The organism is Mumia sp. zg.B17 (assembly GCF_019550915.1).
GTDB lineage: Bacteria > Actinomycetota > Actinomycetes > Propionibacteriales > Nocardioidaceae > Mumia.
Genome location: NZ_JAHWCI010000002.1, coordinates 275,948 through 302,790, shown reverse-complemented (window position 1 = coordinate 302,790; position 26,843 = coordinate 275,948). Strand labels below are relative to the sequence as shown.

General features: G+C 71.8%; 20 protein-coding genes. 13 read left to right on the top strand and 7 right to left on the bottom strand.

Annotation, left to right across the window (positions count from 1 at the left end):
* The first annotated feature begins 4 nt into the window (after positions 1 to 4).
* The gene (locus tag KV097_RS02750) at positions 5 to 613 is read left to right on the top strand and encodes a nucleoside triphosphate pyrophosphatase (protein WP_220365012.1); all 609 of its coding nucleotides are present in this window, start codon (positions 5 to 7) and stop codon (positions 611 to 613) included.
* Positions 614 to 660: 47 nt separating this feature from the next.
* Here the strand turns inward: KV097_RS02750 and KV097_RS02745 are convergent, their stop codons facing one another.
* Together KV097_RS02745 and KV097_RS02740 are read right to left on the bottom strand one after the other, a co-directional pair.
* Entirely contained in the window at positions 661 to 2,067 is a 1,407-nt protein-coding gene (locus tag KV097_RS02745; RefSeq protein ID WP_220365011.1) for an HNH endonuclease signature motif containing protein, read from the bottom strand.
* 178 nt (positions 2,068 to 2,245) lie between these two features.
* Positions 2,246 to 3,415 (bottom strand): acyl-CoA dehydrogenase family protein, encoded by a 1,170-nt coding sequence (locus KV097_RS02740; RefSeq protein ID WP_220365010.1) that lies wholly within the window; start codon positions 3,413 to 3,415, stop codon positions 2,246 to 2,248.
* A 195-nt stretch (positions 3,416 to 3,610) separates the two neighbouring features.
* Here KV097_RS02740 and KV097_RS02735 point away from each other — a divergent pair, with 195 nt between their 5' ends.
* Complete coding sequence (locus KV097_RS02735) at positions 3,611 to 5,653, top strand: VWA domain-containing protein (RefSeq protein WP_220365009.1); 2,043 nt, start codon at positions 3,611 to 3,613, stop codon at positions 5,651 to 5,653.
* A gap of 50 nt (positions 5,654 to 5,703) precedes the next feature.
* Positions 5,704 to 7,098: a hypothetical protein gene (locus KV097_RS02730; protein WP_220365008.1), complete on the top strand. Its 1,395-nt coding sequence runs from the start codon at positions 5,704 to 5,706 to the stop codon at positions 7,096 to 7,098.
* Between the two features lie 6 nt (positions 7,099 to 7,104).
* On the opposite strand, the gene KV097_RS02725 is transcribed toward KV097_RS02730, so the two are convergent.
* Together KV097_RS02725 and KV097_RS02720 are read right to left on the bottom strand one after the other, a co-directional pair.
* Entirely contained in the window at positions 7,105 to 8,157 is a 1,053-nt protein-coding gene (locus tag KV097_RS02725) for a serine/threonine-protein kinase (protein ID WP_220365007.1), read from the bottom strand.
* Positions 8,150 to 8,611 carry a DNA-binding protein gene (locus KV097_RS02720; protein ID WP_220341911.1) on the bottom strand — a complete coding sequence of 154 codons (462 nt, stop codon included), beginning with the start codon at positions 8,609 to 8,611 and terminating at the stop codon, positions 8,150 to 8,152. Before KV097_RS02720 ends, KV097_RS02725 begins: the two co-directional genes overlap by 8 nt.
* A 159-nt stretch (positions 8,612 to 8,770) precedes the next feature.
* On the opposite strand from KV097_RS02720, the gene KV097_RS02715 reads away from it, so the two are divergent.
* The 4 genes from KV097_RS02715 (at position 8,771) to KV097_RS02700 (ending at position 15,516) form a co-directional block, all read left to right on the top strand.
* Entirely contained in the window at positions 8,771 to 10,552 is a 1,782-nt protein-coding gene (locus KV097_RS02715; protein WP_301022187.1) for a biotin carboxylase N-terminal domain-containing protein, read from the top strand.
* A gap of 42 nt (positions 10,553 to 10,594) precedes the next feature.
* Positions 10,595 to 11,005 carry a universal stress protein gene (locus KV097_RS02710; RefSeq protein WP_220341912.1) on the top strand — a complete coding sequence of 137 codons (411 nt, stop codon included), beginning with the start codon at positions 10,595 to 10,597 and terminating at the stop codon, positions 11,003 to 11,005.
* Between the two features lie 63 nt (positions 11,006 to 11,068).
* A complete protein-coding gene (locus KV097_RS02705) occupies positions 11,069 to 14,446 on the top strand; it encodes a pyruvate carboxylase (protein ID WP_220341913.1) in 3,378 nt (1,125 codons plus the stop codon).
* 152 nt (positions 14,447 to 14,598) lie between these two features.
* On the top strand, positions 14,599 to 15,516 hold the full coding sequence (locus KV097_RS02700) for a DUF559 domain-containing protein (protein WP_220365006.1): 918 nt from the start codon (positions 14,599 to 14,601) through the stop codon (positions 15,514 to 15,516).
* 90 nt (positions 15,517 to 15,606) lie between these two features.
* Here the strand turns inward: KV097_RS02700 and KV097_RS02695 are convergent, their stop codons facing one another.
* Positions 15,607 to 16,980, bottom strand: a complete 1,374-nt coding sequence (locus tag KV097_RS02695; RefSeq protein ID WP_220365005.1) for an NAD(P)H-quinone dehydrogenase — start codon at positions 16,978 to 16,980, stop codon at positions 15,607 to 15,609.
* Between the two features lie 77 nt (positions 16,981 to 17,057).
* Entirely contained in the window at positions 17,058 to 17,711 is a 654-nt protein-coding gene (locus KV097_RS02690) for a heme oxygenase (biliverdin-producing) (RefSeq protein ID WP_220365004.1), read from the bottom strand.
* A gap of 204 nt (positions 17,712 to 17,915) precedes the next feature.
* On the opposite strand from KV097_RS02690, the gene KV097_RS02685 reads away from it, so the two are divergent.
* From KV097_RS02685 to KV097_RS02660, 6 genes are read left to right on the top strand one after another with little or no spacing between them, the layout of a single operon-like run.
* Positions 17,916 to 19,016 (top strand): ABC transporter substrate-binding protein, encoded by a 1,101-nt coding sequence (locus KV097_RS02685; protein ID WP_220365003.1) that lies wholly within the window; start codon positions 17,916 to 17,918, stop codon positions 19,014 to 19,016.
* Entirely contained in the window at positions 19,013 to 20,083 is a 1,071-nt protein-coding gene (locus tag KV097_RS02680; RefSeq protein ID WP_220341918.1) for an iron ABC transporter permease, read from the top strand. Before KV097_RS02685 ends, KV097_RS02680 begins: the two co-directional genes overlap by 4 nt.
* Entirely contained in the window at positions 20,080 to 20,880 is an 801-nt protein-coding gene (locus KV097_RS02675) for a heme ABC transporter ATP-binding protein (RefSeq protein ID WP_220365002.1), read from the top strand. The genes KV097_RS02680 and KV097_RS02675 overlap by 4 nt, the downstream gene beginning before the upstream one ends.
* Positions 20,877 to 22,034 (top strand): hypothetical protein, encoded by a 1,158-nt coding sequence (locus KV097_RS02670; RefSeq protein WP_220365001.1) that lies wholly within the window; start codon positions 20,877 to 20,879, stop codon positions 22,032 to 22,034. The genes KV097_RS02675 and KV097_RS02670 overlap by 4 nt, the downstream gene beginning before the upstream one ends.
* Entirely contained in the window at positions 22,031 to 24,175 is a 2,145-nt protein-coding gene (locus KV097_RS02665) for a hypothetical protein (RefSeq protein WP_220365000.1), read from the top strand. Before KV097_RS02670 ends, KV097_RS02665 begins: the two co-directional genes overlap by 4 nt.
* Positions 24,176 to 24,212: 37 nt before the next feature.
* A complete protein-coding gene (locus KV097_RS02660; RefSeq protein ID WP_220364999.1) occupies positions 24,213 to 26,129 on the top strand; it encodes an Ig-like domain repeat protein in 1,917 nt (638 codons plus the stop codon).
* Between the two features lie 87 nt (positions 26,130 to 26,216).
* Here KV097_RS02660 and KV097_RS02655 read toward each other — a convergent pair whose 3' ends face one another.
* Positions 26,217 to 26,813 (bottom strand): TetR/AcrR family transcriptional regulator, encoded by a 597-nt coding sequence (locus KV097_RS02655; RefSeq protein WP_220345260.1) that lies wholly within the window; start codon positions 26,811 to 26,813, stop codon positions 26,217 to 26,219.
* Between the last annotated feature and the right edge of the window lie 30 nt (positions 26,814 to 26,843).

Here is a 26,843-nt window from a genome sequence, read left to right as displayed (position 1 = left end):
CCGCGTGACTCGACCACGCCTCGTCCTCGCCTCGCAGTCCCCCGCCCGTCTCGCGACCCTGCGCAGCGCCGGCCTGGAGCCGGACGTGATCGTCTCCGGAGTCGACGAGTCGGTCGTCGTGTCCGACGACCCGGTGGTCGTGGCCACCGAGCTCGCGCGGCTGAAGTGCCGGGCGGTGTCCCACCGGCTCGCGAGCCCGGACGACACCCTCGTGATCGGTTGTGACTCGGTGCTGGCGTTCGACGGGGAGATCCTCGGCAAGCCGTCCGACCCGCAGACCGCGGTCGAACGCTGGCGGGCGATGCGCGGCCGTTCCGGGGTCCTCCACACGGGACACTGCGTGCGGCTCGGGGAGCGCGAGATCTCCGACGACGGCGCGACGACCGTGCACTTCGCCGACCTCGACGACGCGGAGATCGAGGCGTACGTCGCGACCGGCGAGCCGCTGCAGGTCGCTGGAGCCTTCACGGTGGACGGGCTGGGCGGCCCGTTCGTCGAGCGGATCGAGGGCGACCACCACAACGTCGTCGGATTGTCGCTCCCGCTCCTGCGCAGGATGCTCGCCGGACTCGGTGTCCGGTGGACCGACCTCTGGGACGCGTCGCGCGGGTGACCTGGCGAGCGCACGCGTGGGTGCACGCGGGCACGGACGGTCGCCGCTCAGGTCCTCAGCCGGAGGAGTCGATCGAGATGGCTCTCGATCCGTGAGAGCGGGTCCGGTCGGGGACGGGAGCAGCGACGCGCCCGGACAGGCTCGCGGGCGGGAGGGGGCGCCGGCGGCGCGACAGGGGCGTCCCTCGTCTCGCGGAGGCCACGAAGGCGCGCGCTCAGCCGCTGACGCTGGACGCGGTGGTGGTCCTCGATCGCGAGGATCCTCGCTCCCTTGCGGCGGCTGAAGACGAACCCTCTCTGGCCGTCGGCCTCGACCCAGAGCTTGCCGGCGTGGACGAGCTGGTGGCAGCGAGGACACAGCCCGGCAAGGTTGTCGAGGTCGGTCCGGCCGCCGTCCCGGTCCCACCACGCGACGTGGTGGAGCTCGAGGTGGGTGCCGCCGCACGCCGGGTTGGCACAGACCCCACCCTGACGCGCGAGAACGGCCTGCCGCTGTTTGTAGGTCGCCAGCCGGTGGGTGCGCCCGACGTTGAGGACGTCGGCCTGCGGCGTCGTGGACGAGGTGACTCCCGCGACGAGGACGTCGGTGCGGTCCGCACCGCAGGCGAGGTAGTCGAACAGTGCAGGCCCCACCGGCCCCCAGCCCGTGAGGACCGGCGGCTCCGCCCCGGGCAGGCCTGCCAGCCAGGCGGCGTCCACCATCACGTTGACCTGCGGGCGGGCGCCGCGATCGGAGGGCAGGCCGTGCTCCAGCGCTGCGGCAGCAAGATCGCCGACCGCGTCGACGCGTCGCTGGGCCGGGGTCCGGTCGTCCTCGGTCCCTCGCGGGGCCGACGCCGCCGTCAGCCAGGTCCGCAGGCGCGTGCCGTTGACGGCGTCCAGGAACCCGTTGACGTGATAGCCCTCTCCACACCGTGCAATCGTCAGATCGTGCTTGTCCATCCCGGCGACGTAGGCGCGGTCAAGGTCTTCGGGGTGCGCTACCTCCACGAGCATCGTCAGCTGTGCCGTCAGCTCGCCCGGCTCGCACACGCGGGCGACGTCGAGCATGACGTCCTCGGCCGCCTCGACGACCTCACGATCGGCCTTCTTGAGCGCAACCGTGAACGCGTCCACGTGTGCCCGGCGGATCTCTCCCGCGCGGTGCGCGGCGCCGACCGCGGGCAGCACGCGCAGCGTCCGTCCCGCGGCGATCGCCGCTCGCGACTGCCGGACGTCCCAGCGCAGCTCTCGACGTGCCCACCCGGCCGTCGACGAGGCACCCTCCGCCTCGTACGCGGCCCGCTCCTGCATCTGATCCAGCCACACCGCCTGGAGACCGGCGAGCCGGTCGGCAGCGTGCGCGAGCCGTCGGAGCGTCTCGCACGTCTGAGCATCCGAGGCCGAGGCGACAGGTAGGTCGGCGAGCGCGTCGAGCATCGCCTCCAGCCCGGCCAGCACCTCGGTATCGAACATAGATACGACTCTAACGATGCCCACCGACAGGTCTCGATCGCGCGACCTGGACTCTTCTCGCCCGGTCATCGTTCGGCAGGATGGCTCGTGTCGACGCACCCAGGAGGCACGCAGTGACGCCACCCGCCGACGCGTGCAGATGAACCAACGCGATCCGCCCCGTGGCGAGACCGCGTGGCTACTCGACGGGCAGCCCGAGCCCACGCGCGATGAGCATGCGCTGGACCTCCGACGTACCCTCACCGATCTCCAGGATCTTGGCGTCACGGTAGAAACGGGCGACCGGATACTCCTCCATGAAGCCGTACCCGCCGAACACCTGCGTCGCGATCCGCGTCGCGGTGACGGCCTGCTCGGTCGCGTACAGCTTGGCGATCGAGGCGGCTTGCTTCAGCTCCTGCCCGCCGACACCGGCGTCCTTCATCGCCGCCGCCTCGTACGTCAGCGCGCGCGCCGCCCGGGCAGCCACGGCGAGGTCGGCGATCTGGAACGCGACACCCTGCTTGCGTCCGATCGGACCACCGAAGGTCTGGCGGTCGAGCGCGTACTCGCGGGCGAGATCGAGACAGGCTTCGATGCACCCGACCGCGAGCGCGGCGATCGCGATGCGTCCGTCGTCGAGAGTGGCGAGGAACTGCGCATAGCCCCGGCCACGCTCGCCGAGGAGGTTCTCCTCCGGCACGCGGCAGCCGGTGAACGTGAGCGGGTGCGTGTCGGAGATGTGCCAGCCGAGCTTGTCGTAGCCGGGCTCGGCGACGAAGCCGGGCGTGCCGGCGGGCACCATGATCGTCGAGATCTCGGGCCGGCCGCCGTCACGGACGCCCGTACGGGCGGTCACCGTGACCACGGAGGTGATCGCCGAACCGGAGTTGGTGATGAACTGCTTGGCGCCGTCGATCACCCACTCGCCGGCCTCGAGAGTGGCCTTGGTGGCGGTGGCGCCCGCATCCGACCCCGCGCCAGGCTCGGTGAGCCCGAACCCGGCGAGCGCCCGCCCTTCGACGAGGTCAGGGAGCCACTGCGCCTTCTGCGCCTCCGTGCCGTACGTGAGGATCGGGTTGATGCCGAGCCCCACCGCGGCCTCGAGCGTGATGCCGATCGACTGGTCGACGCGACCGAGCTCCTCGATGGCGACGCAGAGGCTGGTGAAGTCGCCGCCCGAGCCTCCGTACTCCTCCGGGGCCGTGAGCCCGAAGAGTCCGAGCTCGCCCATCGTCGTGACGAGGTCCACCGGGAAGTGGTGGCCCTTGTCCCACTGCGCCACGTGCGGGGCGATCTCGGCCTGGGCGAAGTCGCGGACGACCTTGCGGAAGGCCTCGTGCTCTGCGGAGAGGGTGCTGTACGCCATCCGCCGATGTTAACAGTCGTTAACCTGACGAGGAAGTGTCGTCGTCCGCGCACCGACCACCGCAAGGGGGTCGTCTCGGAGCATGGAATGCTTCCTCCGAGACTTGACGTGTTCGCAATCGCAAACATATGGTCGTGTTCGCAATCGCAAATATCGCCTCTGCGCCTCCCCGGCCGCCCCTCCGAGAGGAACCCCGTGCGACTCCCCCACGTCCTGGCCCGCCGCACAGCCAGCATCGCCACGACCGTCCTCGGTGGCGCTCTCATCGCCTCCACGGCTCTTGCCACCGGCGCCTCCGCCGTCTCGTCCTCCGCCCCGGCGCTGGCATCTGCCGACGCCGACGACACGGGACGGATGATGCTGGTTCTCGACTCCTCGGGGTCGATGAAGGAGAAGGCGGGAGACGGCGCGACGAAGATCGAGGCAGCCCGGACCGCCCTCGAGAGCGTCGTCGACAAGCTGTCCGACTCCCAGGACGTCGGGATGCGTGTCTTCGGCGCGACGGTCTTCTCGCGCAACGACAAGGGCGCCTGCACCGACACCCAGAAGGTCGTCGACCCCGGCACCGACAACCGCGACGCGCTGCGAGCCGCGATCAGCGCCTACAAGCCGTACGGCGAGACGCCGATCGGCACGGCGCTGCTCGAGGCCGCACGCGACCTCGGCGACGAAGGGCGGCGATCGATCGTCCTCGTCTCGGACGGGGAGTCCACCTGCGCTCCCGACCCGTGCAAGGTCGCCGCGCGCATCTCCAAGCAAGGCATCGACCTCACCGTCGACGTCGTCGGCCTGTCCGTGGACGCCAAGACCCGCAAGCAGCTGCGCTGCATCGCCGAGGCCGGCAACGGCCGCTACTACGACGCCGAGGACGCCGGCGAGCTGTCCGGTGCGCTCGACACGGCGGCCGTCCGCGCCGCGCGCCCGTGGACCGCGATCGGCACCCCGATCACCGGCGGCCCCGACGCCGCGAACGCCACGCCGATCACCACCGGCGACTGGCGCGACGTCCTCGGTCCGCAGCACACGGTCCCGGGGCAGCGCTGGTTCCGGTTCACCCGCACGATCCCCGGGTCGACGGTGCGGGTCTCCGCGGCGATCGCCGGTCCGACCGGAGGGTACGAGGTCGACGACGGCCTGTACGTCGAGACGTTCGTCGGGAGCGAGGACTGCGGCACCGGCGCGGACTCACAGGCGGGCACCGGCTACCAGCCGATCCTGGTCGCGACCGAGGCCGTCCCCGGCAACCGCGACTACAACGACGAGTGCAAGGACGGCTCCGAGATCACCTTCAACGTGACCCGTGGCAAGCAGTCCGGCGACGTGTCACGGCGTACGGAGGAGCTCGTCGAGATCCGCATCATCGAGGAGCCGCCCGCGGCCAACGCCGCGAGCCTGCCCGCCTCGGCCCCGAAGGCGTCCGAGGACGTGCCCTCGATGTCCGACCCGACCCCGCTCCCGACCGGCGGAGTCTCCTTCGGCGACGCGGCGCCGCTCGACCCCGGCGCTTTCCGAGGGTCGATCGTGCCCGGCGAGACCCAGATCTTCCGCATCGACCTCGACTGGGGCCAGAGCCTGTCCTCGGTGATCCAGTTCGACCCGATCACCGACACCCAGAAGCAGGCTCTGGGCGACGTCGACCTCAACACCACGCTGTGGACGTTCTCCCCCGGGCGCGCCATCGCGCGAGCACCGTTCGTCTCCGACTCCCAGGGCAGGCTCACGGACTTCTCGTCGCCCGAGCTGGCCGCGGTGACCCCGGTGGTGACCTACAACGAGCGCCGCTCGACCGCCGACGGCAATGCCGCGGCCTCGATCGCCGGACCGTACTACCTCGTCCTCGGCGTCGCCGGCGAGAACGGCGGGACCGTCGAGGGCGCAGCGGCAGGTGTCGAGCTCGGGTTCACCCTCGGCCTCGCCCGCAACGGGGAGCGCAAGGGCGTGCCGGAGTACGACGGCGAGGCGCCGCAGTTCGGCGGCGAGACGAGCGAGACGGTCGACCCCGGCGACGACGACTCCGGCGAGGCCGACGCGAGCGACACGTCCGCGAGCTCGGCGACAGACTCCGACGACGGCGCCGGCTGGCTCCCGTTCGCCCTGGCCGGGGCAGGAGCCGTCCTGGTCCTGGGCGGTGTCGCCGCCCTGCTCGTCGTCCGTCGCCGGCGACGCCAGTCGGCGGAGCAGGCTCCGCCGGCCTACCAGCCCTGGGAGGGGCCGGGCGGCGCGAGCCCGTACCAGTGAAGACCTGCCTGACCGCCCTCTCCCCGCTCGAGATCCACGAAAGGACCACCGTGCACCGACACGCACTCCCTCTCCGGACCCCAGTCCTCGTCGCAGCCGCGGCGCTGACCGCGACCGTCGTCCTCACCACGCCCTTGCCGGCCGCGGCCGACGACGCGGCGACGTACGAGCAGGCCGGGAAGTCGGTCGACGGCGGCGCCAGCGCCGGCGACGCGACCGGGCTCGAGGCGGGTGACTGGAAGGACACCATCGGCCTCACCGGCACCGCAGAGGGCCAACGCTGGTACACGGTCAAGCGGACCGTCGACGGCTCGACCGTCCGCTTCGCCGCAGCAGTGCCGTCCGGGGCGCCGACCGCCAAGCACAAGGTCACGGTCGAGGCGTTCGCGGGCAACACGAGCTGCGGCAAGGGCGACTCCTCCTCGGCAGGAGGAGGGCACCAGCCGATCGTCGTGGCCAGCGCCGCCGCGGGGGCCGGCGACTCGGACGAGTGCGTCGACGGTGACGCCATCACCTTCAGCGTCACGCGCGAGGTGTCCGAGGGCAGCGAGGAGCAGACGGACGAGACGCTCGAGATCCGGGTGGTGGAGGAGCCGACGGCCAAGGATGCCGAGCAGCTCCCCACGAAGTCCGCCGAGCTGCCCGAGAAGAAGCCGCCGCTGTCCGATCCCGAGGAGCTCCCGGCCGGCGGAGTGTCGTTCGACGAGGCCGTCTCCCTGGACCCGGGGGCCTACGAGGGCACCATCAGCCCGGGCGAGACCCAGATCTACCGGGTGGACCTCGACTGGGGACAGAGCCTCGACACCGTCGCGCAGTTCGCCCCGGTCACGGCGGCGCAGGCCACGTCCTTCGACGGGGAGGACGTCCAGACCAGCCTCGTGACGTACGCGCCGTCGCGGGCGGTCGCGACCGACAGCATCTCGTACACGTACGGTCGCCTCAACGAGTACTCCTCGCCCGAGCTGCGCTCCACCACGCCGTTCGTGCTCTACAACGCCCGCGAGAACTCCTACGGCACAGCGACGGCGGTCTCGTCCGCCGGCCCGTACTACGTGGTCGTCGCGGCACCGCCCGTCGAGGAGGGCTCCGGCGCCGCCGGAGCCGACCTCGGCTTCACACTCGGCGTCGCCGTCAACGGCGAGGTGTCGGGCACCCCCGACCTCGGCGACCAGGCGGCCGTCATCGGCCCGGACCTCGACGGCGGCTCCTCGGGCTGGCTCACGTGGGTGCTCGTCGGCCTCGGGGTGCTTCTCGTCCTCGCTGGTGTGGCAGCGGTGCTGATCGCACGACGGCGCGCGGCCGGCGCACGCGCGGAGGCCACCCCGTACGGCGGCTACACCCCGCCCGACGCGCCGCAGGACTATCCGCAGCCGTACGGCGGGCAGCAGGCTCCGTACAGCCCGCCGCCGGCGAGCCGGGGCGAGCGTCCCGGCGACGGCTGGTGATGCTGCTCAGCCGAGCAGCATGAGGATCGCCAGCACGATGACGAGTCCCCCGGCGCCGACGCTCAGCAGGCCGAACGCGGCCAGCGGGCTCGGCCGCCGGGTGGACGCCGGCGGTCGCGGAAGGCCCGGTGGAAGACCCGGCGACGGGGACGGAGAGGGCAGCGGCTCGGGCGCCGTCGGCGGCAGGGGGACAGTGCGGAGTGCGGGGGCCGCGTCGGTCCCGTGCAGCCGCACGTGCTCGAAGACCTCGATCTCCGCTCCGTCGTCGCCGGGCGCTGCACCGGCCGGGGGGACGAGGCCCGTGTCGTGCAGCATCCTGCGTGCCCGCGCCGCGCTCGGCGGCCTGCGCGCCGGGTCGGGCTCCGCCAGGGCCCGCGCGAGGTCCCACAGCCGTCGGTCGACCCCGGGCGGCGGCGCCGACTGCAGGGCGCGGCCGTCCTCGGGCCGCTCGCCGGTCAGCATCTCCGCCAGGACCACACCGGCGCCGTAGAGGTCCTGCACAGGCAGCGGGTCGGCCCCGACCGTGCTCTCGGGCGCGCGGTAGCCGCGGGTGCCGAGGACGATCGCCGGGGCGGTCATCCGGGGCTCGTGCAGGGGCACCGCCACCCCGAAGTCGCTCAGTCGCAGGTACGGCCGGCCGCGGCCGGTCGGCTCCAGCAGGAGGTTGGCGGGCTTGACGTCACGATGCACGACGCCGGCCCGGTGGACGGCCTCGAGCGCGTCGAGCAGCTGGTCGAGCAAGCATGCGGCCCAGGGCGCCGGGAGGGCCCCGAAGTCCTCGATCAGGTGGTGCACCGACCCGCCCCGTACGACGTCCATCGTGAACAGCACCGTGTCGTCCTCGCCGGCCCAGCCCCGCGGCACGACCGTGTGCGGGTGCTCGATCCGGGTGCTCAGCTCGCGGATGAACCGCAGCAGCAGCGACGCGTCGACCTGACGGACGAGCTTGGCCGCCCGGAGGTGGTCGTCCCGACGGTCGTGGACCAGCCACACCGTCCCCATGCCACCGGCACCGATCGGCTCCAGGAGCTCGTACCGGCCGGCGAACACCTCACCCACGCCCGTGGCCCCCGTACTGACGGAGGAGCTGGGCGATCAGAGGGTGGTCGGCGTCGAGCAGCAGCGCCGCGGCCTCGTACTCGTCGGGATCGCCCGCGACGCTCAGCACGGTCCGCAGCACAGCGGCCTCGGTGCTGCGGTGCGTGACGACCCCTCCCGCTACCTCGCGCTCCAGCTCGGCCAGGCCCTCCTCGGACGTGGTCTCGCCGCGCGTGACGCGGCCCGCGATGTCGTACGCGGCCTGCAGCCTGGCCACCGCCGCCGGGTTGCCGATCTTGACGCGGTGACCGTTGACCAGCTGCGAGAGCATGGGCGCCGAGATGCCCAGCAACGACGCCATGCGCGCCTGCGTGACCCCGAACGTCTGGACGCACCGGCGCACGATGATCCCGAGCGGCTCGCCGTACAGCTCGGCCTGCGCGCGGGTGTTCGCGTCGATCTCGGGACTCGTCATGACGGCCTTCACCCTATCCGCAGCGAGCGCCCTCCGAGAGCGGCGGCAGGCGGGTCGTGAGCGGGCCGCTCCTGCTCAGTCCCCGAGCACCTGACGGCAACCGTCAGGGTGCCGCTTAGACTCGGCACGCAGCCCCCAGGCACGTCGAGGAGCACACCTGTGAGCAACAACGAAGGCATCCGGCCGCTGACCAAGGTCCTCATCGCCAACCGTGGCGAGATCGCGGTCCGCGTCGTCCGCGCCTGCAAGGACGCGGGGATCGGCAGCGTCGCGGTGTACGCCGACGCCGACCGTGACGCGCTGTTCGTCCGGCTCGCCGACGAGGCGTACGCGCTGGGTGGCGCCACCCCCGCCGACACCTACCTGTCGATCGACAAGATCCTGGACGTCGCGCAGCGCAGCGGCGCCGACAGCGTGCACCCCGGCTACGGGTTCCTCGCCGAGAACGCGGCGTTCGCGCAGGCCGTCATCGACGCCGGGCTGATCTGGATCGGCCCCCCGCCGCACGCCATCGAAGCCCTCGGCGACAAGGCCAAGGCCAAGCACATCGCTGCGCGGGCCGATGCCCCCCTGGCACCGGGGACCAAAGACCCGGTCGCCGACGCCGACGAGGTCGTCGCCTTCGCCAAGGAGCACGGCCTCCCGGTCGCGATCAAGGCGGTCTTCGGCGGCGGCGGACGCGGTCTCAAGGTCGCTCGCACGCTCGAGGAGATCCCCGAGCAGTACGACTCTGCCGTCCGCGAGGCCGTCACGGCCTTCGGGCGTGGCGAGTGCCTGGTCGAGAAGTTCCTCGACCAGCCGCGTCACGTCGAGACCCAGTGCCTGGCCGACGCGCACGGCAACGTCGTGGTCGTCTCCACCCGCGACTGCTCGCTGCAGCGCCGTCACCAGAAGCTCGTCGAAGAGGCGCCCGCGCCGTTCCTGACCGACGACCAGATCGAGCGCCTGTACGCCTCGTCGAAGGCGATCCTCCGCGAGGCCGGCTACGTCGGCGCGGGCACGTGCGAGTTCCTCGTGGCCCGCGACGGCACCATCTCCTTCCTCGAGGTCAACACCCGCCTCCAGGTCGAGCACCCGGTCTCGGAGGAGGTCACGGGCCTCGACCTGGTCCGTGAGATGTTCCGCATCGCCGCCGGCGAGGAGCTCGGCTACGACGACCCGGAGATCCGCGGCCACTCGATCGAGTTCCGGATCAACGCCGAGGACGCCGGACGCAACTTCCTGCCCGCCCCGGGGACCCTGACGACGTGGGATCCCCCGTCGGGCCCGGGCGTACGCGTCGACTCCGGCTACGTCGTCGGCGAGACGATCCCCGGCTCGTTCGACTCGTTGATCGCCAAGCTCATCGTGACCGGCTCGAGCCGGGAGCAGGCCATCGAGCGGTCGCGCCGCGCGCTCGACGAGTTCGGCGTCGACGGCATGCCGACGGTGGTCCCGTTCCACCGCCGGGTCCTCGACGACCCGGCCTACCTCGGTGACGGCGAGGGGTTCGGCGTCTACACCAGCTGGATCGAGACCGAGTTCGACAACACGATCCCGCCGTACGACGGTGCCGCCGGCGAGGCGCCTGAGGCGGAGGAGCGCGAAACGGTGACCGTCGAGGTCGGCGGCAAGCGACTCGAGGTCGTGCTTCCCGCGGGGCTCGGTGCCGCCGGTGCTGCCGCCGGAGCCGGCGCCAAGAAGCCGAAGCGGGCGGCCGGCAAGAAGGCTGGCGCCGCGGCCGGTGGTGACGCGCTGGTCTCCCCGATGCAGGGCACGATCGTCAAGGTCGCGGTCGTGGAGGGGCAGGCCGTCACGGAGGGCGAGCTCGTCGTCGTCCTCGAGGCGATGAAGATGGAGCAGCCTCTCAACGCGCACAAGGCCGGCACCATCACCGGGCTGGTCGCGATCGCGGGCGAGACGGTCACCGCCGGCGCCGTTGTGGTCGAGATCAAGGACTGACGTTGCAGACAGGGACCCGAGCGCTGTGCCATGGTGCTCCCCATGACGATCGCGGTTGCCTACACCCCTGACGAGTACGGCGAGGTCGCCCTCGAGCACGGCATCGCCTGGGCTCGCTCCCACGATGCACGGCTCGTCGTGGTCAACGTCGCGAAGCACTCCCGGTTCGAGGAGGACCCCGACTTCGTCCACGGGTACGACCTCGAGCAGCTGCGGCACCGGTTGGCCGGTGCCGGACTCCCCGGCCACCGCCTGCGGCAGCCCGTCGGACCCGGCATCGGCGACCTCATCATCGAGGCCGTCGAGGACGAGGGCGCCGAGCTGCTGGTGATCGGCATCCGCCACCGCACCCCCGTCGGCAAGCTCATCATGAGCAGCGTCGCCCAGAAGCTGCTGCTCGATGCGCCGGTCCCGGTCTTCGCGGCCAAGCCCGGACAGCACCCGGTACCTTGAGAGCCGGCCGCCCCACCGTCGCGGCGGCCGACCGGACCTGATGCGCTCGATCGGAGTACCCCCATGTTCCGCAAGGTCCTCGTCGCCAACCGCGGCGAGATCGCGATCCGCGCCTTCCGCGCCGCCTACGAGCTCGGCGCCCGCACCGTCGCCGTCTTCCCGTACGAGGACCGTGGCTCCGAGCACCGTCTGAAGGCCGACGAGGCCTACCAGATCGGTGAGGTGGGCCACCCGGTCCGCAGCTATCTCGACCCTGACGAGATCGTCGCCACGGCCGTACGCGCCGGGGCCGACGCCGTCTATCCGGGATACGGCTTCCTCTCGGAGAACCCCTCGCTCGCGAGCGCCTGCGCGCAGGCAGGCATCACGTTCGTCGGCCCGTCCGAGGAGGTCCTGCGCCTCACCGGCAACAAGGCGCGAGCCATCGAGGCGGCACGCGAGGCGGGTGTGCCGGTGCTCGCGTCCGTGCCACCCAGCCGTGACCGCGACGAGCTGGTCGCCGCCGCCGAGGCCCTCCCGTACCCGCTGTTCGTCAAGGCCGTCGCGGGTGGCGGCGGGCGCGGCATGCGGCGCGTCGAGGACCCGGCCGAGCTGCGCGACGCGGTCGACGCCGCGATGCGGGAGGCAGAGGGCGCGTTCGGCGACCCGACCTGCTTCATCGAGCAGGCCGTGGTCGACCCGCGCCACATCGAGGTGCAGATCCTCGCCGACGCGACCGGTGACGTGATCCACCTCTTCGAGCGCGACTGCTCGGTCCAACGGCGCCACCAGAAGGTCGTCGAGATCGCCCCCGCCCCGCGGCTCGACCCGGAGATCCGGGACCGGATGTGCGCCGACGCCGTCGCGTTTGCCCGGTCCATCGGCTACACCTGCGCCGGCACGGTCGAGTTCCTCCTCGACCCCCAGGGCAACTACGTCTTCATCGAGATGAACCCGCGCATCCAGGTCGAGCACACCGTCACCGAGGAGGTGACCGACGTCGACCTGGTGCAGGCGCAGCTGCGGATCGCCGCCGGCGAGACCCTGGTCGACCTCGGGCTCCGCCAGGACGAGATCGCCGTCCGGGGCGTCGCCATGCAGTGCCGGATCACGACCGAGGACCCGTCCAACGGCTTCCGCCCGGACACCGGCCGGATCACGACGTACCGCTCCCCCGGCGGCGCGGGCGTCCGTCTCGACGGCGGCACCACCTACTCCGGCACCGAGATCGGCGCCTACTTCGACTCGCTCCTCACCAAGCTCACCTGTCGGGGCCGCACCTTCGAGGCCGCGGTGGAGCGCGCGCGGCGTGCGATCGCGGAGTTCCGGATCCGCGGCGTCACGACCAACCTGACCTTCCTCCAGGCGCTGCTGGGCAACCCCGAGTTCGTCGCAGGCGGTGTCACCACCTCGTTCATCGACCGCCACCCGGAGCTGCTCGACACGCTGCCGTCTGCCGACCGCGGCACCAAGCTGCTCACGTACCTCGCCGACGTGACGGTCAACCGACCGCACGGCCCGGCGCCGGACGTGATCGATCCCCGCGAGAAGCTCCCGCCGGTCGACCTCGGCGCGGCGGCGCCGGCGGGCACGCGTCAGCAGCTGCTCGAGGTCGGGCCCGAGGCGTTCGCCCGGGCACTGCGCGAGCAGACTCACGTCGCGGTCACCGACACGACGTTCCGAGACGCGCACCAGTCGCTGCTCGCCACCCGGGTCCGTACGTTCGACCTGCTCGCTGCGGCGCCGGTCGTCGCACGGGCGACGCCACAGCTGTGGTCGATCGAGGCCTGGGGCGGCGCGACGTACGACGTGGCGCTGCGGTTCCTCAAGGAGGACCCGTGGCAGCGTCTCGCGGAGCTGCGCGAGGCCATCCCCAACGTGTGCCTCCAGATGCTGCTGCGTGGACGCAACACGGTCGGCTACACGCCGTACCCGACCGAGGTCACCGACGCCTTCGTCGCGGAGGCGACCGCGACCGGCATCGACGTGTTCCGGATCTTCGACGCACTCAACGACGTCGAGCAGATGCGTCCCGCCATCGACGCGGTGCGCGCGACCGGCACGGCGGTGGCGGAGGTCGCGCTCTGCTACACCGGCGACCTGATGGATCCGGACGAGCCGATCTACACGCTCGACTACTACCTGCGGCTCGCCGAACGCATCGTCGACGCCGGCGCGCACGTGCTCGCGATCAAGGACATGGCCGGGCTGCTGCGGGCGCCGGCCGGCTGGCGTCTGGTCACCGCCCTGCGCGAGCGCTTCGACCTGCCGGTCCACCTGCACACCCACGACACCGCCGGCGGCCAGCTCGCCACGCTGATGGTCGCGATCGACGCCGGTGTCGACGCCGTCGACACCGCCTCGGCATCGTTGGCCGGGACCACGTCGCAGCCGCCGATGTCGGCGCTGGTGGCGGGCCTGCAGCACACGACGGCGCCGACCGGCCTGTCGCTCGAGGCGGTCGGTGACCTCGAGCCGTACTGGGAGGCCGTCCGCAAGCTGTACGCGCCGTTCGAGGCGGGACTGCCCTCGCCGACCGGCCGCGTCTACCGCCACGAGATCCCGGGCGGGCAGCTCTCCAACCTGCGGCAGCAGGCGATCGCGCTGGGGCTCGGCGACCGGTTCGAGCAGATCGAGGACATGTACGCCGCTGCCAACGACATCCTCGGCGACATCGTGAAGGTGACGCCGAGCTCGAAGGTCGTCGGCGACCTCGCGCTGCACCTCGTCGCGGTCGGCGCGGACCCGAAGGAGTTCGCCGACAACCCGCAGGCCTACGACATCCCGGACTCGGTGATCGGCTTCCTCGCGGGCGAGCTGGGCGACCCGCCCGGTGGATGGCCGGAGCCCTTCCGCAGCAAGGCACTGGAGGGCCGTACGGTCAAGATCGGCGAGACGGAGCTGGGACCGGAGGACCGCGCCGGTCTCGAGGCCGACCCGCGGCCCACGCTCAACCGGCTGCTCTTCCCCGGACCCACGCGCGACTTCGAGCACGCGCGCGGAGAGTTCGGCGACGTGTCGGTGCTGCCGACCGAGGCGTACTGGTACGGGTTGCGGCCCGGCGCTGACGTCGAGGTGACGCTCGAGGAGGGCAAGACCCTGATCCTCGGGCTCGAGGCGATCAGCGACGCGGACGCGCGGGGGCTCCGCAACGTGCTCTGCCGGCTCAACGGCCAGCTCCGTCCGGTGACGGTGCGTGACCGCTCGGTGTCCAGCGACGTCGTGACCGCCGAGAAGGCCGACCCGGCCGACCCGCTGCAGGTCGCGGTGCCGTTCGACGGCGTCGTGACCCCCTCGGTCGGGGTCGGCGACACCGTCGAGCCCGGCCAGCAGGTCGCGACGATCGAGGCGATGAAGATGGAGGCCGCGATCACCGCACCCAACGGCGGCACGGTGTCGCGCCTGGTGATCGAGGGCCCGCGCCAGTCCGAGGGCGGCGACCTGCTGCTCGTCCTGGGCTAGCTCCCGCCCCGTCCCGTCCCGTCCGCGATTTGTGCAGTTGATCAAGGAATCCCCTGCCGACTTCCTGGACCAACTGCACAAATCGGGGACGGGATCTCCACAGGCGACAGATCGGGTGTCCTCAGTCGCGTTAGCGGCACCACGCTCCCGGCATGAAACCCGTGCCCGAGGAGCTGCGCGACGGCCCCTTCACCAACGCGACCGCACGCTCTCTCGGCTTCAGCGCCCAGGACCTGACGGGCGCGCGGTTCCGGCGGCTCTTCCGCGGCGTCCACGTCGCGGCGGACCTGCCCGTGTCGTTTGCCCTCCTCGTCAGGGCGGCGCTCCTCGTCCTTCCCGACGACGCCCTCGCGAGCCACCTCACCGCCCTCCGCCTCTGGGGCCTCGGCGTCCGATCGGTGCTGCCGCTGCACTTCTCCACCAACACCGCAGCGCAGGTCCGACGCGACGAGATCCGTCTCCACCGGCGGCGTGGCCGGCTGCGGATGGCCGTCAGAGATCACATCGGGTGCACGGGACCGGACCGCACGTACGTCGACCTCGCCACGATCGTCAGTCTGGTCGAGCTGGTCCAGGCTGCCGACCACCTCATCCACCGCGGACACACGTCACGTTCGCAGCTGCGGTCGTACCTCGACCGGTGCCACCTCGACGGCGTCGTGCGTGCCAGGCGCGCGTTCGCCTACGTCCGGGAGCGGGCCGAATCACCGATGGAGACGCTGATCAGGCTGATGCTCGTCTTCGCTCGTCTCCCCGAGCCGGAGTGCAACCAGGAGATCCTCGACGCGTGCGAGAGGTTCGTCGCGCGGTGCGACCTCGTCTACTGGCGATGGCGGGTGATCGTGGAGTACGACGGCGCGTGGCACGAGCGCTCGAAGCAGCAGCGCGCTCGGGACCGTACGCGCCGCGAGAACCTCGAACGCCTCGGCTGGACGGTCGTCGTGGTCCTCGAGGACGACCTCAGGAGTCCGAAGGCGATCGTCTGGCGCGTCCACACGGCCTTGCGCGACAACGGGTACGAGGGCGCACGACCGCTCTTCAACGCGATGTGGACCCGTTGGTTCGCCTGACGCCTCGTACCCGTCCGCGCTGTGTGCAGTTGGTCGCAGAATCGGGCCAACAGTTCCTGGACCAGCTGCACAAATCGGGGACGGGGCGGGTCAGCGGGGCTGGTGCAGGCGGCGGGCAGCCTCGGCCACGGAGCCGCTCATCGACGGATAGACCGTGAACGCGTTCGCGACCTGGTCGGTGGTGAGTCCGGTCGAGACCGCGAGCGACACCGAGTGGATGAGCTCCGACGCACGCGGTGCCACCACGACACCGCCGATCACGGCGCCGCCGCCGGCCCGGCAGAACAGCTTGACGAAGCCGTCGCGCACGCCCTGCATCTTGGCGCGCGGGTTGCCCGACAGCCGCAGGGTGACCGACTCGGCGTCGACCTCGCCGGCGTCGATCTCCTTCTGCGTCACCCCGACCGTGGCGATCTCCGGCGCGGTGAACACGTTGGAGACGACAGTCCGCAGACGCAGCGGGTGCACGGCGTCGCCGAGGGCGTGCGCCATCGCGATCCGTCCCTGCATGGCCGCGACGGAGGCGAGCATGAGGACGCCAGTGCAGTCGCCAGCGGCGTACACCCCGCGGGCCGAGGTCCGCGAGACGCGGTCGACCTCGATGAAGCCGCCGGAGTCGACCCCGACGCCTGCCGACTCCAGTCCGAGTCCCTCGCTGTTGGGGATCGACCCGAGAGCGAGCAGGCAGTGCGACCCCTCGACCTCGCGGCCGTCGGTGAGACGCACGAGGACGCGGTCGCCCTTGCGCTCGACCGACTCCATCCGCGAGCGCGACAGCACGTTCATGCCGCGCCGCGTGAAGACCTCCTCCAGGACGACGGCCGCGTCCGGATCCTCGCCGGGGAGGACGCGGTCACGGCTGGAGACCAGCGTGACCTCGCAGCCTAGAGCCTTGTAGGCGCCGGCGAACTCGGCGCCCGTGACACCGGAACCGACGACGACCAGGTGCTCGGGCAGCTCGTCGAGCTCGTAGACCTGCTCCCAGGTCAGGATGCGCTCGCCGTCGGGGATCGCGGTGTCCACGACCCGCGGGTGGGCGCCGGTCGCCAGCAGCACCACCTGCGAGTGCAGCTCCTCCGAACCACCGTCAGCGCGGTCCACGAGGACCGTCTCGGGCCCGTCGAGACGGGCGGTGCCGGCGATGACCTCGACGTTCTCCCGCTCGATGCGCCGCCGGATGTCGTCGGACTGCGCGAGGGCGAGCCGCTTGACCCGTTGATTGACCCTACGGAGGTCGACCGACTCCGAACCGGCGCCGACGAGTCCGAGCTCGGCAGAACCGGCCACGTCGGTCATCAGGTCGGAGGTCGCGATCAGCGTCTTGCTGGGGACGCAGTCGGTGAGGACGGTCGACCCGCCGAGCCCGTCGCGCTCGACGACGGTGACCTCCGCCCCGAGCTGTACCGCGACCAGCGCAGCCTCGTACCCACCAGGTCCACCACCGACGATCACGACGCGATTCACGCCGTCATTGTCTCGCACCTCGGACGAGCGGCACGCGGCGGCGTGCGCACGCGTCGTGCCGATGTGGCGCTCGTCGCTCAGGCGCTCATCTCGGCGAACAGCGCCTCGTTGAGGGCGAAGGCGACCTTGACCTCGTCGACGACGCGCTGCTTGGCAGCGTCGTCGAGGGGAAGGGTGTCGAGGCGCGCACGGTAGGCGTCCTTGTACAGCTTGGGCTTCGGCACGAGCGGGAAGTCGTAGAACGTCACGCCACCCTCGGCGAGGCCGTACTCGCGCTGGAGGATGCGGCCGATCGCCTGCCCGCCGGACAGATCACCGAGGTAGCGCGTGTAGTGGTGCGCCAGGAAGCGCACGGCATCGTCCTGGGTCTCACCGACCCGCTGCACGTACGCCGTGGCCGCGGGGCCGACAGGGATGTCGCGCCAGTCCTCCCCGGCCAGGAACACGAGGTCGGCCTCGATGGCGGCCGACCGCTCCACGGCGGCGTCGACGACGGCCGACCCGACCGGGTCGGCGGCGAGCACCGTGCCGACCGACTCGATCGCCTCGTAGACGACGGCCAGCTGACGCAGGAAGACCGTGTAGCGCTCGACCGACGAGCGGCCCTCGAGGAGATCGGACATGAAGGTCGAGTTCTCCGCCGACGTGTGCTCGGCGCGGGAGCCTTCTCGCATCAGTGCGGAGAGCTCGGAGCTGGGAACGGTCGTCTCCTGCGTGGCAGTGACGGTCATCGGGGGGCCTCCACGAGATGGGCGCGAGCGGGACGGATGTCCGGGGACCAATATGACACGGCGTCATCATCGAGGAGACGCCGCGTCAGGACCAACCTGACGATGTGTCACCTTATCCGGGGCTGGTTAGCGAGGCAAGCCTTACCTATGCTACTTTCCGTCGAGGTTAGGGAAACCTGACTTCCCTCGGAATCGGAGCATGTCGTGCCACGCCGCCGCCCCTTCATCGTCGCCCTCCTCTGCGTCTGTACGGCGTTCGCCTCAGCGTGCGGGCCCGCGCAGAGCGGTGAGACGAAGAGCCCCGAGGCCGTGACGTCCATCCCGCGGCTCAGCGACGTCGATGTCTCCGGCGCCGCGAAGGACCTCTCCGGCGAGATCAACCTCGACCTCGGGGCCGACGAGCCCACGCCGATCGTCGAGGACCCGGCCCAGAGCCTCCCCGTCACCGTCAAGGACAGCCAGGGCAGCCGCGTCACCGTGAAGACCGCCGAGCGGGTCCTGGCGCTCGACCAGTACGGCACGCTGGCGCAGATCACGTACGAGCTGGGGCTCGGCGACGCGCTCGTCGGGCGCGATCTCTCGACGCAGTTCACGCAGGCCAAGGACCTCCCGCTCGTCACCCACAACGGGCACGAGCTCAACGGCGAGGCGATCCTCGACCTCTCCCCCGACCTGATCATCACCGACACCTCGCTCGGTCCGTGGGACGTCATCGAGCAGGTCCGCGACGCCGGTGTCCCGGTCGTGGTCGTCGACAGCGCGCGCAACCTCGACAACATCGCCGACCTGGTCGGCCAGGTCGCCTCCGCGCTCGGCGTCACCGACACCGGCACGGCGCTCGCGAAGAGGACGGCCGACGAGGTCGCCGCCGTCCGGGCGGTCATCGACGAGAAGGCACCGAGCTCGGTCCAGGACAAGCTCCGGACGGTGTTCCTCTATGTGCGCGGGCAGAGCGGCGTCTACTACATGTTCGGCCAGGACTCGGGCGCGGACTCCCTGATCTCGGCCACGGGGGCGTACGACGTCTCCGAGGAGATCGGGTGGAAGGGGATGAAGCCGCTCAACGACGAAGGACTCGTCGCCGCGCAGCCCGACGCCATCATCATGATGACCAAGGGGCTGGAGTCGGCCGGCGGCGTGGACGGCCTGCTCGAGCGCTACCCGTCGCTGGCCAACACCCCGGCCGGCTCGAACCGCCGCTTCATCACGATGCCGGACAGCCAGATCCTGAGCTTCGGCCCCCGCAGCGCCGACGTGCTCAACGCGCTCGCGGTGGCGATGTACGCCCCGGAGTCGCTGCGATGACCGTCGTCGACCCGACGATCTCGGTCAGGTTCCGTCTCAGCGCGACGCTCGTCCTCTTCACTGCCCTGTCGGTCGCCCTTGTGGTGCTGGCCGTCCTCTCGGCCGGGACCGGCCAGCTCTCGATCCCGCCGGCCGAGGTCCTCGGCTCGTTCCTGCACCGGCTCGGGATCGACGCCGGCCCGATGCCCGCGCACCCCCAGGGCGACGCCGCGCTGTGGAGCATCCGCTTCCCGCGCGTCGTGATGGCCCTCCTCGTCGGCGCGGCGCTCGCAGCAGCCGGAGCGCTGATGCAGGGCGTCTTCGGCAACCCGCTCGCCGAGCCGGGCGTGATCGGGGTGTCCTCGGGCGCCGCCGTCGCCGCGGCGTGCGCCATGGTCTTCGGGCTCACCGCGCTCGGGACGTGGACCGTGCCGGCGCTCGCCTTCGTCGGCGGCCTGATCACCACCGTGGCCGTCTATCTTCTCTCACGCTCCGACGGCCGGACAGAGGTCGTCACCCTCGTGCTCACCGGCATCGCCGTCAACGCGGTGACCGGCGCGCTGCTGGCTCTGATGATGTTCCTCGCCGACACCCAGGCGCGCGAGGAGATCGTGTTCTGGCAGCTCGGCAGCCTCAACGGCACCCGTTGGCAGTATGTCGGCGTCGTGGCGCCGCTCGCCCTCGTGGGCATCGCCGGCGCCTTCGTGCTCAGCCGCAGGCTGGACCTGCTGGCGCTGGGCGACCGGGCGGCACGTCACGTCGGCGTCGACGTCGAGCGGCTGCGCCTCGTCGCCATCACGCTGGTCGCGCTCCTCACCGCCGCTGCTGTCGCCTTCTGCGGGATCATCGCGTTCGTCGGCCTGGTCGTCCCGCACCTCATGCGCATGGTGGTCGGCCCCGGCCACCGGCTGCTGCTGCCGGCCAGCGTGCTCGGCGGCGCGGTCCTGCTGCTCGCGGCCGACCTGGTCGCCCGAACCGCCGTCCCGTACGCCGAGCTGCCGATCGGCATGCTGACGTCGCTCCTCGGAGGCCCGATGTTCTTCTGGCTCCTTCGCCGCACCCGTCGTACGGCGGGAGGCTGGGCATGAGGACCCGCGCGACGCTCCAGGTGCTCGGCGGCTCCGTCTCGTACGGGCAGGCCACCATCCTTCGTGACATCGACCTCGACGTCCGCCCCGGCGAGCTGCTCGTGCTGGTCGGCCCGAACGGCGCCGGCAAGTCGACGCTCCTCGGGGTCCTCTCCGGTGACGTCGCGCTCTCACGCGGCAAGGCCCTGCTCGACGGGGAGCCGATCGCCTCGCGACGTGCCGGCGAGCTCTCCCGGCGACGTTCGGTGCTGCTCCAGGAGCACCGGCTCTCCTTCCCGTTCAGCGTGGCCGAGGTGGTCGCGATGGGTCGCGCGCCGTGGCACGGGCGCGACGAGTCCGACTCCGACGAGGCGGTCGTCGCCGACGCGATGCGGCGCGCCGACGTCGAGCGACTCGCCACGCGCAAGTTCCCCACGCTCTCTGGCGGAGAGAAGGGGCGTACGTCGTTCGCTCGCGTGATGGCCCAGGAGGCGCCGGTCGTGCTGCTCGACGAGCCGACCGCGGCGCTCGACATCGCGCACCAGGAGGCGTTGCTCACCGAGGCGCGCCGGCTGGCTCGGGAGGGCCACTCGGTCGTGGCCGTGCTGCACGACCTCTCGCTCGCCGCCGCGTACGCCGACCGGATCTGCCTCCTCGCCGACGGTCGGGTGCGCGCTGACGGAGCGCCGGGAGACGTGCTCCGACCCGACCTGCTCAGCGACGTCTACGGCCACCCCGTCGACGTCTTCACCCATCCGCGTACGGGCGACCTGGTGATCACCCCGCTGCGGACATCCGTCGAGGAGGTCGTCCGATGAGAAGCATGCTCCGACGCAGGCTCGCCGGCGCCGCCACTGTCGCGCTCGCGGCGTCTGCGCTCGCGCTCACCGCTGCCCCGGCCCACGCGGCCCCCCAGGTCACCGTCACCAGCTCCGCCGGGACGCCGACCGCCGCGGTCGACGGTCCCACGACGCTCACCGTCAAGGGCCGAGGGTTCCAGTCGATCAAGGGCGGTGCCGGCGGCATCTACGTCGCGTTCGGGTGGGTCTCCGACCCCCGAGGCGGTTCCTGGAAGCCCTCGCGCGGCGGCGCGACAGGTGACGACTACCGCTACGTGCCCGACAGCGAGTCGGCCGACAACGAGGGCCACCAGCGCTACCTGGCCTTCCCCGGCTCCGACACGGCCTCCTCGGCGAACGGCACGCTCCGCGCCTCAGGCAGCTTCACCACCACGGTGAGCCTGCCGGGCGCCCGCTTCTCGTCGGTCGACCGAGCGGGCAGGACCGTCATGGTGGACTGCACCACGGTCACCTGCGGCGTGATCACGATCGGTGCCCACGGCATCAAGAACCCCCGCAACGAGACCTTCACGCCGGTGCGGTTCGCCGCGTCGACCCGAGGCGACGCCGCGCTGTCGGCACCGCGTGGCACGACGCCCACCGCGGCACCGGCGCCGGCCGCAGCGACGACACCGGCTGCACCGGCCCGCAGGGGCACGCCGTCGGTCGCCGTCGACCGTGCCACGGCCGTGGTCGGTCGCGTCCTGACGTTCACCGGCACGTCCTTCCAGCCAGGCGAGCAGGTCGTCGCGACCCTCGACGACGGTGTCGCCGCGGTCGGTCCGCTCGCGGCCGGGCAGTCCGGCGAGGTCGCCGGGGTCCTCCAGCTCCCCGCCTCGATCCAGCCGGGCACGCACGTCCTGCGGCTGACCGGTGCTGCCAGCGGCGCCGCGCCGGAGATCGCCTTCCCGGTCGCCGCCGGCACCCCGGTCGTCGACGCCACGGCGCCGGTCGCGGACGAGGAACCGACCGCAGCGGCGTGGATCTTCCTCGCCGCGGCTGCCGTCCTCCTGCTCGTCGCGGTCGTCGCCGCCGTGCTGCGGGTGCGCCGCGCGCGACGTGCTCCCGAGACCCCGAGCGCGCAGGCTCCCCCCACGACGACCACGCCGACTCCCACGACGGTGACCCGATGATGCGCCGACTCGCCCTGCTCGCCTCCGTCGCGCTCGTCGCGCTCACGGTGCCGTTCGCCCCTGTCGCCGCCGATGCCGAGGGGGAGAGCGAGACCACGGCCCGCGCCGTCAGCGGCGCCACGCTGCGCTGGGGCCTGTCGAACGAGGTCCACAACTCCGCGTACGCGCCGGGGACGTACAACTTCCTGTCCGCCGGCAAGATCGGCAACCCGGGAGCGGGCGGCCAGACGCTCAAGAACGCTGCAGAGTGGACCAACGGCAGGGCTGCGGGCTGGAAGGCCTCGGCAGGCGCGGTGTCGATCGAGAAGCAGACCGCCGGCGGCTCATACGCACCGGCGACCTGGAGCGGACTGACGACGTCGCCCACCGGCGGGTCGATCAACCCGCCCACGAGCCGGAGCTTCAGCGACCACCAGGTGGTGCTCTCCGGTGGCGCCGGCTGGGCCGACCCGCAGACGGGTCGGGCGTCGTTGTCCTGGAAGGGATCGTTCTCGGTCGTCTTCTATTCCGGGATGCTCTTCTTCTATGTCGCAGACCCCCAGCTGAACGTCGGCCGGGACGGTTCCGGCACGCTCACCGCGACGCTCAGCGGCTACGGTTCCTCGCTCGACGACCAGTCGGTCTGGAAGACCGTGGCCCCGAAGAAGGTCACGCTCGCGACGTTCCCCGAGGTCGAGATCGGTGAGGGCGGTGTCACCGTCACGCCGGCGTACGCGGGTGTGAAGAACGGTGCCTCCGACCAGCTGACCACGGTGCCCGGCTGGGGATCGTGGCCCGCTTCCTTCGTGGCGTGGCTCGCCGAGACCGGCACCTCCTCGTACTGGTACACCTCCGGCGGAGCGATCGACGCCAACAAGCCCCCGCTGCCCGTGACCTTCGCGTGGTCGCTGGGCGATCCCCTCGCCTCCGACCCGGACGACCCCGGAGTCCCGGTCGACCCGGAGCCCGCCACGCCCGCGCCCTCACCAGGCGGCGCGCCGACGACCACCCCGCCCACCTCCCCACGGCCCGGCGGCACGGCCACGAAGGCGTTCACGGTCTCCGACGCCCAGCTGCGGTGGGGCCTCAGCGACGAGATGAGCAACTCGGCGTTCGCCCCGGGCACACGCAACTTCTTCTCCGCAGGCACGATCCGCAACCCAGGACGCGGGGGCACGTCGGTCGCCGCCGGCGACTGGGCGGCCCGCCGCGGCAACGTCCGGATCGAGAAGCAGACTGCCGGCGGAGGGCACCGGCTCGCGACGTGGCCCGGCCTCGGCACCACCCCCGACGGCCGCCCGCTCGGGTCGGCGACCAACGGGTTGCTCAGCAACCACACCGTCGTCATCGACGGCGGGACGGGAACGGTCGACCCCGCGACGAAGACCGCGACGATCCGCTGGACGGGCACGTTCACGGTGGTGCTCTACAGCGGGCTGTCGACCTTCACCGTCACCGACCCTGTCCTCACCGTGACCGCGGGCACCGCGCGGCTCGACGGCACCCTCGGCGGCTACGCCTCGGACCGCGAGGACGCCTCGCTCTGGGAGCCCCTCGCACCGAAAAGGGTGCGCCTCGCCGACGCACGCGTCCCGAGCCTCTCGAACGCGCGCGGGTTCAGCACGACGCCGCGCTTCGCCGGTGTCCGGTACGACCCTCCGGCCGGTGCGGCCGCCCAGAACCGGAGCACGCCGGGGTGGGGCGCCTTCCCCACGTCGTTCGTCCGGTTCCAGGAGCAGGTCGGCACCGCAGCGTACTGGTACACCAGCGGCGCCGCGACGGACCGGTTCAAGGCCGCCCTGCCGATCACCGTGAGCTATGACGCCGACCGTCCCGCGGCGGCCCCCACGAGCGGGTCGGGCGGCGGCGGCCCGCAGGCGACGGGTACGACAGGCACGACGAGCACGTCCGCGAGCGGGCCGGGCGCAGGCGGGCGCGCTGCCGGTCCCGTCCCGATCGGCGGGGTCCCCGCTGCGGCCACGACACCCGGCACCGTCCACGGCGCCACCGTCCCCGTCGGCACCACCGAAGGCATCCGTCCCGTCGCCCAACCGCTCGGCGGCTCGTTCCCGGCCTGGCCGTGGTGGCTCGGCGGGGGTCTGGTCGTCGCGGCGCTGGCCGTCACCGCAGGCGCGCGAGTCCTCACCGCGCGTACCCCCTGAGCTGAACCTCCTCACCCACACGAAGGGAAGCAACACCATGTCCACGTCCCTCCCCCGGCGGTTGCGGCGTCTCGTCGCCGCCACCGCCGCCACGGCACTCGCGGCGGGCTCGCTGGCCGCCATGGCCGCGCCCGCCCAGGCGGCCACCACGCCGGTCGCCGGCGCTGTGTTCGCCTGGGGCCTCTCCAACGAGGCCAACAACGCCGGATTCGCGCCGGGCACCGCCAACATGCTCTCGGCCGGCAAGATCGCCAACCCGGGTGTGGGAGGTCAGACGCTGACGTCGGCGACCTCGTGGAGCAACGGCGCGGCCGCCGGCTGGAGCGCCAGGGCCGGCAACGTCGAGATCCAGAAGAAGACCGTCGCCGGCGGATACGCGACCGCGATGTGGGCGGGCCTCAAGACCAGCCCGAGCGGCGCGTCGATCTCGCCCCCGACCAGCAGCACCTTCAGCGACCACCGCGTGGCGATCAAGGGCGGCACCGGCTCTGCCGATGTCGCGGCGGACGACGCCACGATCACCTGGAGCGGCGACTTCACCGTCCTGGGCTACTCCGGCATGACGTTCTTCTACGTCTCCGACCCCACGCTGAGCGTCGACGACGGCGTCGGCACGGTCACCGCGACGCTGGACGGCTACGGGACCAAGCAGGACGACACCTCCGTGTGGACCGACCTCGAGAGCGCCAGGGTCACCCTCGCCACGTTCTCCGGAGTCGACGTGACGCCCGCCGGCATCACGGTCACCCCTGACTTCGCCGGCGTGGAGTACGAGAGCACCGCCGTGCCGCAGAGCCGTACGACCACGGGCTGGGGATCGTGGCCCTCGTCGTTCGTGACGTTCGTCGAGCCGACGGGCCAGGCCGCGTACTGGTACTCCACCGGCGGTTCGGTCGACAAGAACAAGACTCCTCTCCCCCTCACCGTGTCGTTCCCCGGCCCGGCCAAGGTGACGGTGAGCAGCACCACGATCCCGGACACCGGCACCCATCAGGTCACGGTCAAGGGCAGCGGCTTCGACCCGTCGCTCGCCACGGGCACCCGCCCGCCGCTCGCAGGCAAGCCCACCGGCGCCTACGTCGTCCTCGGCACCGTCGCCGACGTGTGGAGGCCGAGCGCGGGCGCGCCGTCGAGCGCACGCAAGGCGATCACGCAGAGGTGGGCCGTCCTCGCCGAGGACATGGCCACCATCGGCGGGCCGGCCGCCGGGGCGATCGAGCTGAAGCCCGACGGGACCTTCACGACCTCGTTCTCGATCTCCAAGGCCGCGATCGACGCGTCCAAGGACAAGCTCGCGAACCTCGGCATCTACACGTACGCCGGTGGCGGTCCGCAGCAGGCGCTGTACGAGACGTTCACCCCGATCACCTTCGCGCCCGCGGTCGCGTCCACGACGACGCTGTCCGCCCCGACGAAGCTCACGTACGGCCGTACCGGCACGGCGACGGTGACCGTCCGGGCATCCAGGGCTCTGACGGGCTCGATCCAGCTGCTCGACGGCACCAGGGTCCTGGGCACCCGTCCCGTCGGCGCGGGCAGAGTGTCGTTCACGCTCCCGAAGAACCTCACGGTCGGCGCTCACCGCCTGTCGGCCCGCTTCGTGTCGGGCAACGTTCCGGTCGTGAGGTCGTCCTCCTCGGCCGTCCGTACGCTGTCGATCGCCAAGGTCGCCACCAGGACCGCTCTGAAGGTGACGAAGAAGCCGACCCGCAAGAAGGCCGGCAAGGCCAGGGTCACCGTCTCGGGCACGCCGAAGGCGAAGGGCCGGGTGACTCTCGTCATCAAGGGCAAGGGCATCAAGAAGACCGTTCGCGCGACGGTGCGCAACGGCAAGGTCGTCGTGACACTGCCCAAGCTCAAGAAGAAGGGCACCTACAAGGTCACCGCGACGTTCGCCGCGACCAGCACCCACTCGGGCTCGAAGAAGACCGTGAAGGTGAAGGTCGCGCGCTGACGACGGCCATCCGGCATCAGGACCCGGCGTTCCTCCCCGCAGCGGGTGGGGCGTCGGGTCCTCTTGCCAGCGGGGGGCGGGGCGGTGTCAGGCGGCCACACCGACGGCGCGGAGCACGAACCGCTCCGTGACCGCCACCGCGGCGTCACGCTCGGACGCCTCGGGGTGCGTGACCTGTCGGCTCTGCAGGCAGGCCAGGACGAGCCCGGTCGTCGCTCGCAGGTCGTCGACGACGAACGCTCCCTGCGCCATCCCGTCCTCGAGCACGTCACGGAGCAGCTCCTCGACGACGATCACGTGCTCGCGCATGTGGAGCAGCGCATCGCGCGAGAGGACCGAGTACAGCTGCGGTCCGAGACCCATGTGCATCTCCCGCGAGAGCGCCACGTGCATGCGGACGTAGGTGCGCAGACGTCCGACCGGATCGGCGACGTCCTCGAGCGCGGAACGGATCGCCCCGACGTAGCGTTCGGTCTCCTCCATCGCGAAGGCGAGGAGGACGGCTTCCTTGTCGGCGAAATGGTTGTAGATCGCCGTACGCCCGATCTCGGCGCGGGTGGCCACGTCGGCGAGCCGCACGGCATCGTAGCCGCGCTCGGTCAGGAGGTCGCCGAACGCGCTGAGCACCCGACGTCGGGTCTCGACGCGGTGCTCGGCCAGGCTCTCCCCGATGATCTTCGGCACCCCGACAACCTACCGGGGTGTCGGTGAGGC

Excerpts from the sequence above, each read along its gene's own strand:
- KV097_RS02745 (WP_220365011.1), bottom strand. The coding sequence starts at position 2,067 with ATGTTCGATACCGAGGTGCTGGCCGGGCTGGAGGCGATGCTCGACGCG.
- KV097_RS02740 (WP_220365010.1), bottom strand. The coding sequence starts at position 3,415 with ATGGCGTACAGCACCCTCTCCGCAGAGCACGAGGCCTTCCGCAAGGTC.
- KV097_RS02720 (WP_220341911.1), bottom strand. The coding sequence starts at position 8,611 with ATGACGAGTCCCGAGATCGACGCGAACACCCGCGCGCAGGCCGAGCTG.
- KV097_RS02710 (WP_220341912.1), top strand. The coding sequence starts at position 10,595 with ATGACGATCGCGGTTGCCTACACCCCTGACGAGTACGGCGAGGTCGCC.
- KV097_RS02705 (WP_220341913.1), top strand. The coding sequence starts at position 11,069 with ATGTTCCGCAAGGTCCTCGTCGCCAACCGCGGCGAGATCGCGATCCGC.
- KV097_RS02700 (WP_220365006.1), top strand. The coding sequence starts at position 14,599 with ATGAAACCCGTGCCCGAGGAGCTGCGCGACGGCCCCTTCACCAACGCG.
- KV097_RS02690 (WP_220365004.1), bottom strand. The coding sequence starts at position 17,711 with ATGACCGTCACTGCCACGCAGGAGACGACCGTTCCCAGCTCCGAGCTC.
- KV097_RS02680 (WP_220341918.1), top strand. The coding sequence starts at position 19,013 with ATGACCGTCGTCGACCCGACGATCTCGGTCAGGTTCCGTCTCAGCGCG.
- KV097_RS02675 (WP_220365002.1), top strand. The coding sequence starts at position 20,080 with ATGAGGACCCGCGCGACGCTCCAGGTGCTCGGCGGCTCCGTCTCGTAC.
- KV097_RS02670 (WP_220365001.1), top strand. The coding sequence starts at position 20,877 with ATGAGAAGCATGCTCCGACGCAGGCTCGCCGGCGCCGCCACTGTCGCG.
- KV097_RS02665 (WP_220365000.1), top strand. The coding sequence starts at position 22,031 with ATGATGCGCCGACTCGCCCTGCTCGCCTCCGTCGCGCTCGTCGCGCTC.
- KV097_RS02660 (WP_220364999.1), top strand. The coding sequence starts at position 24,213 with ATGTCCACGTCCCTCCCCCGGCGGTTGCGGCGTCTCGTCGCCGCCACC.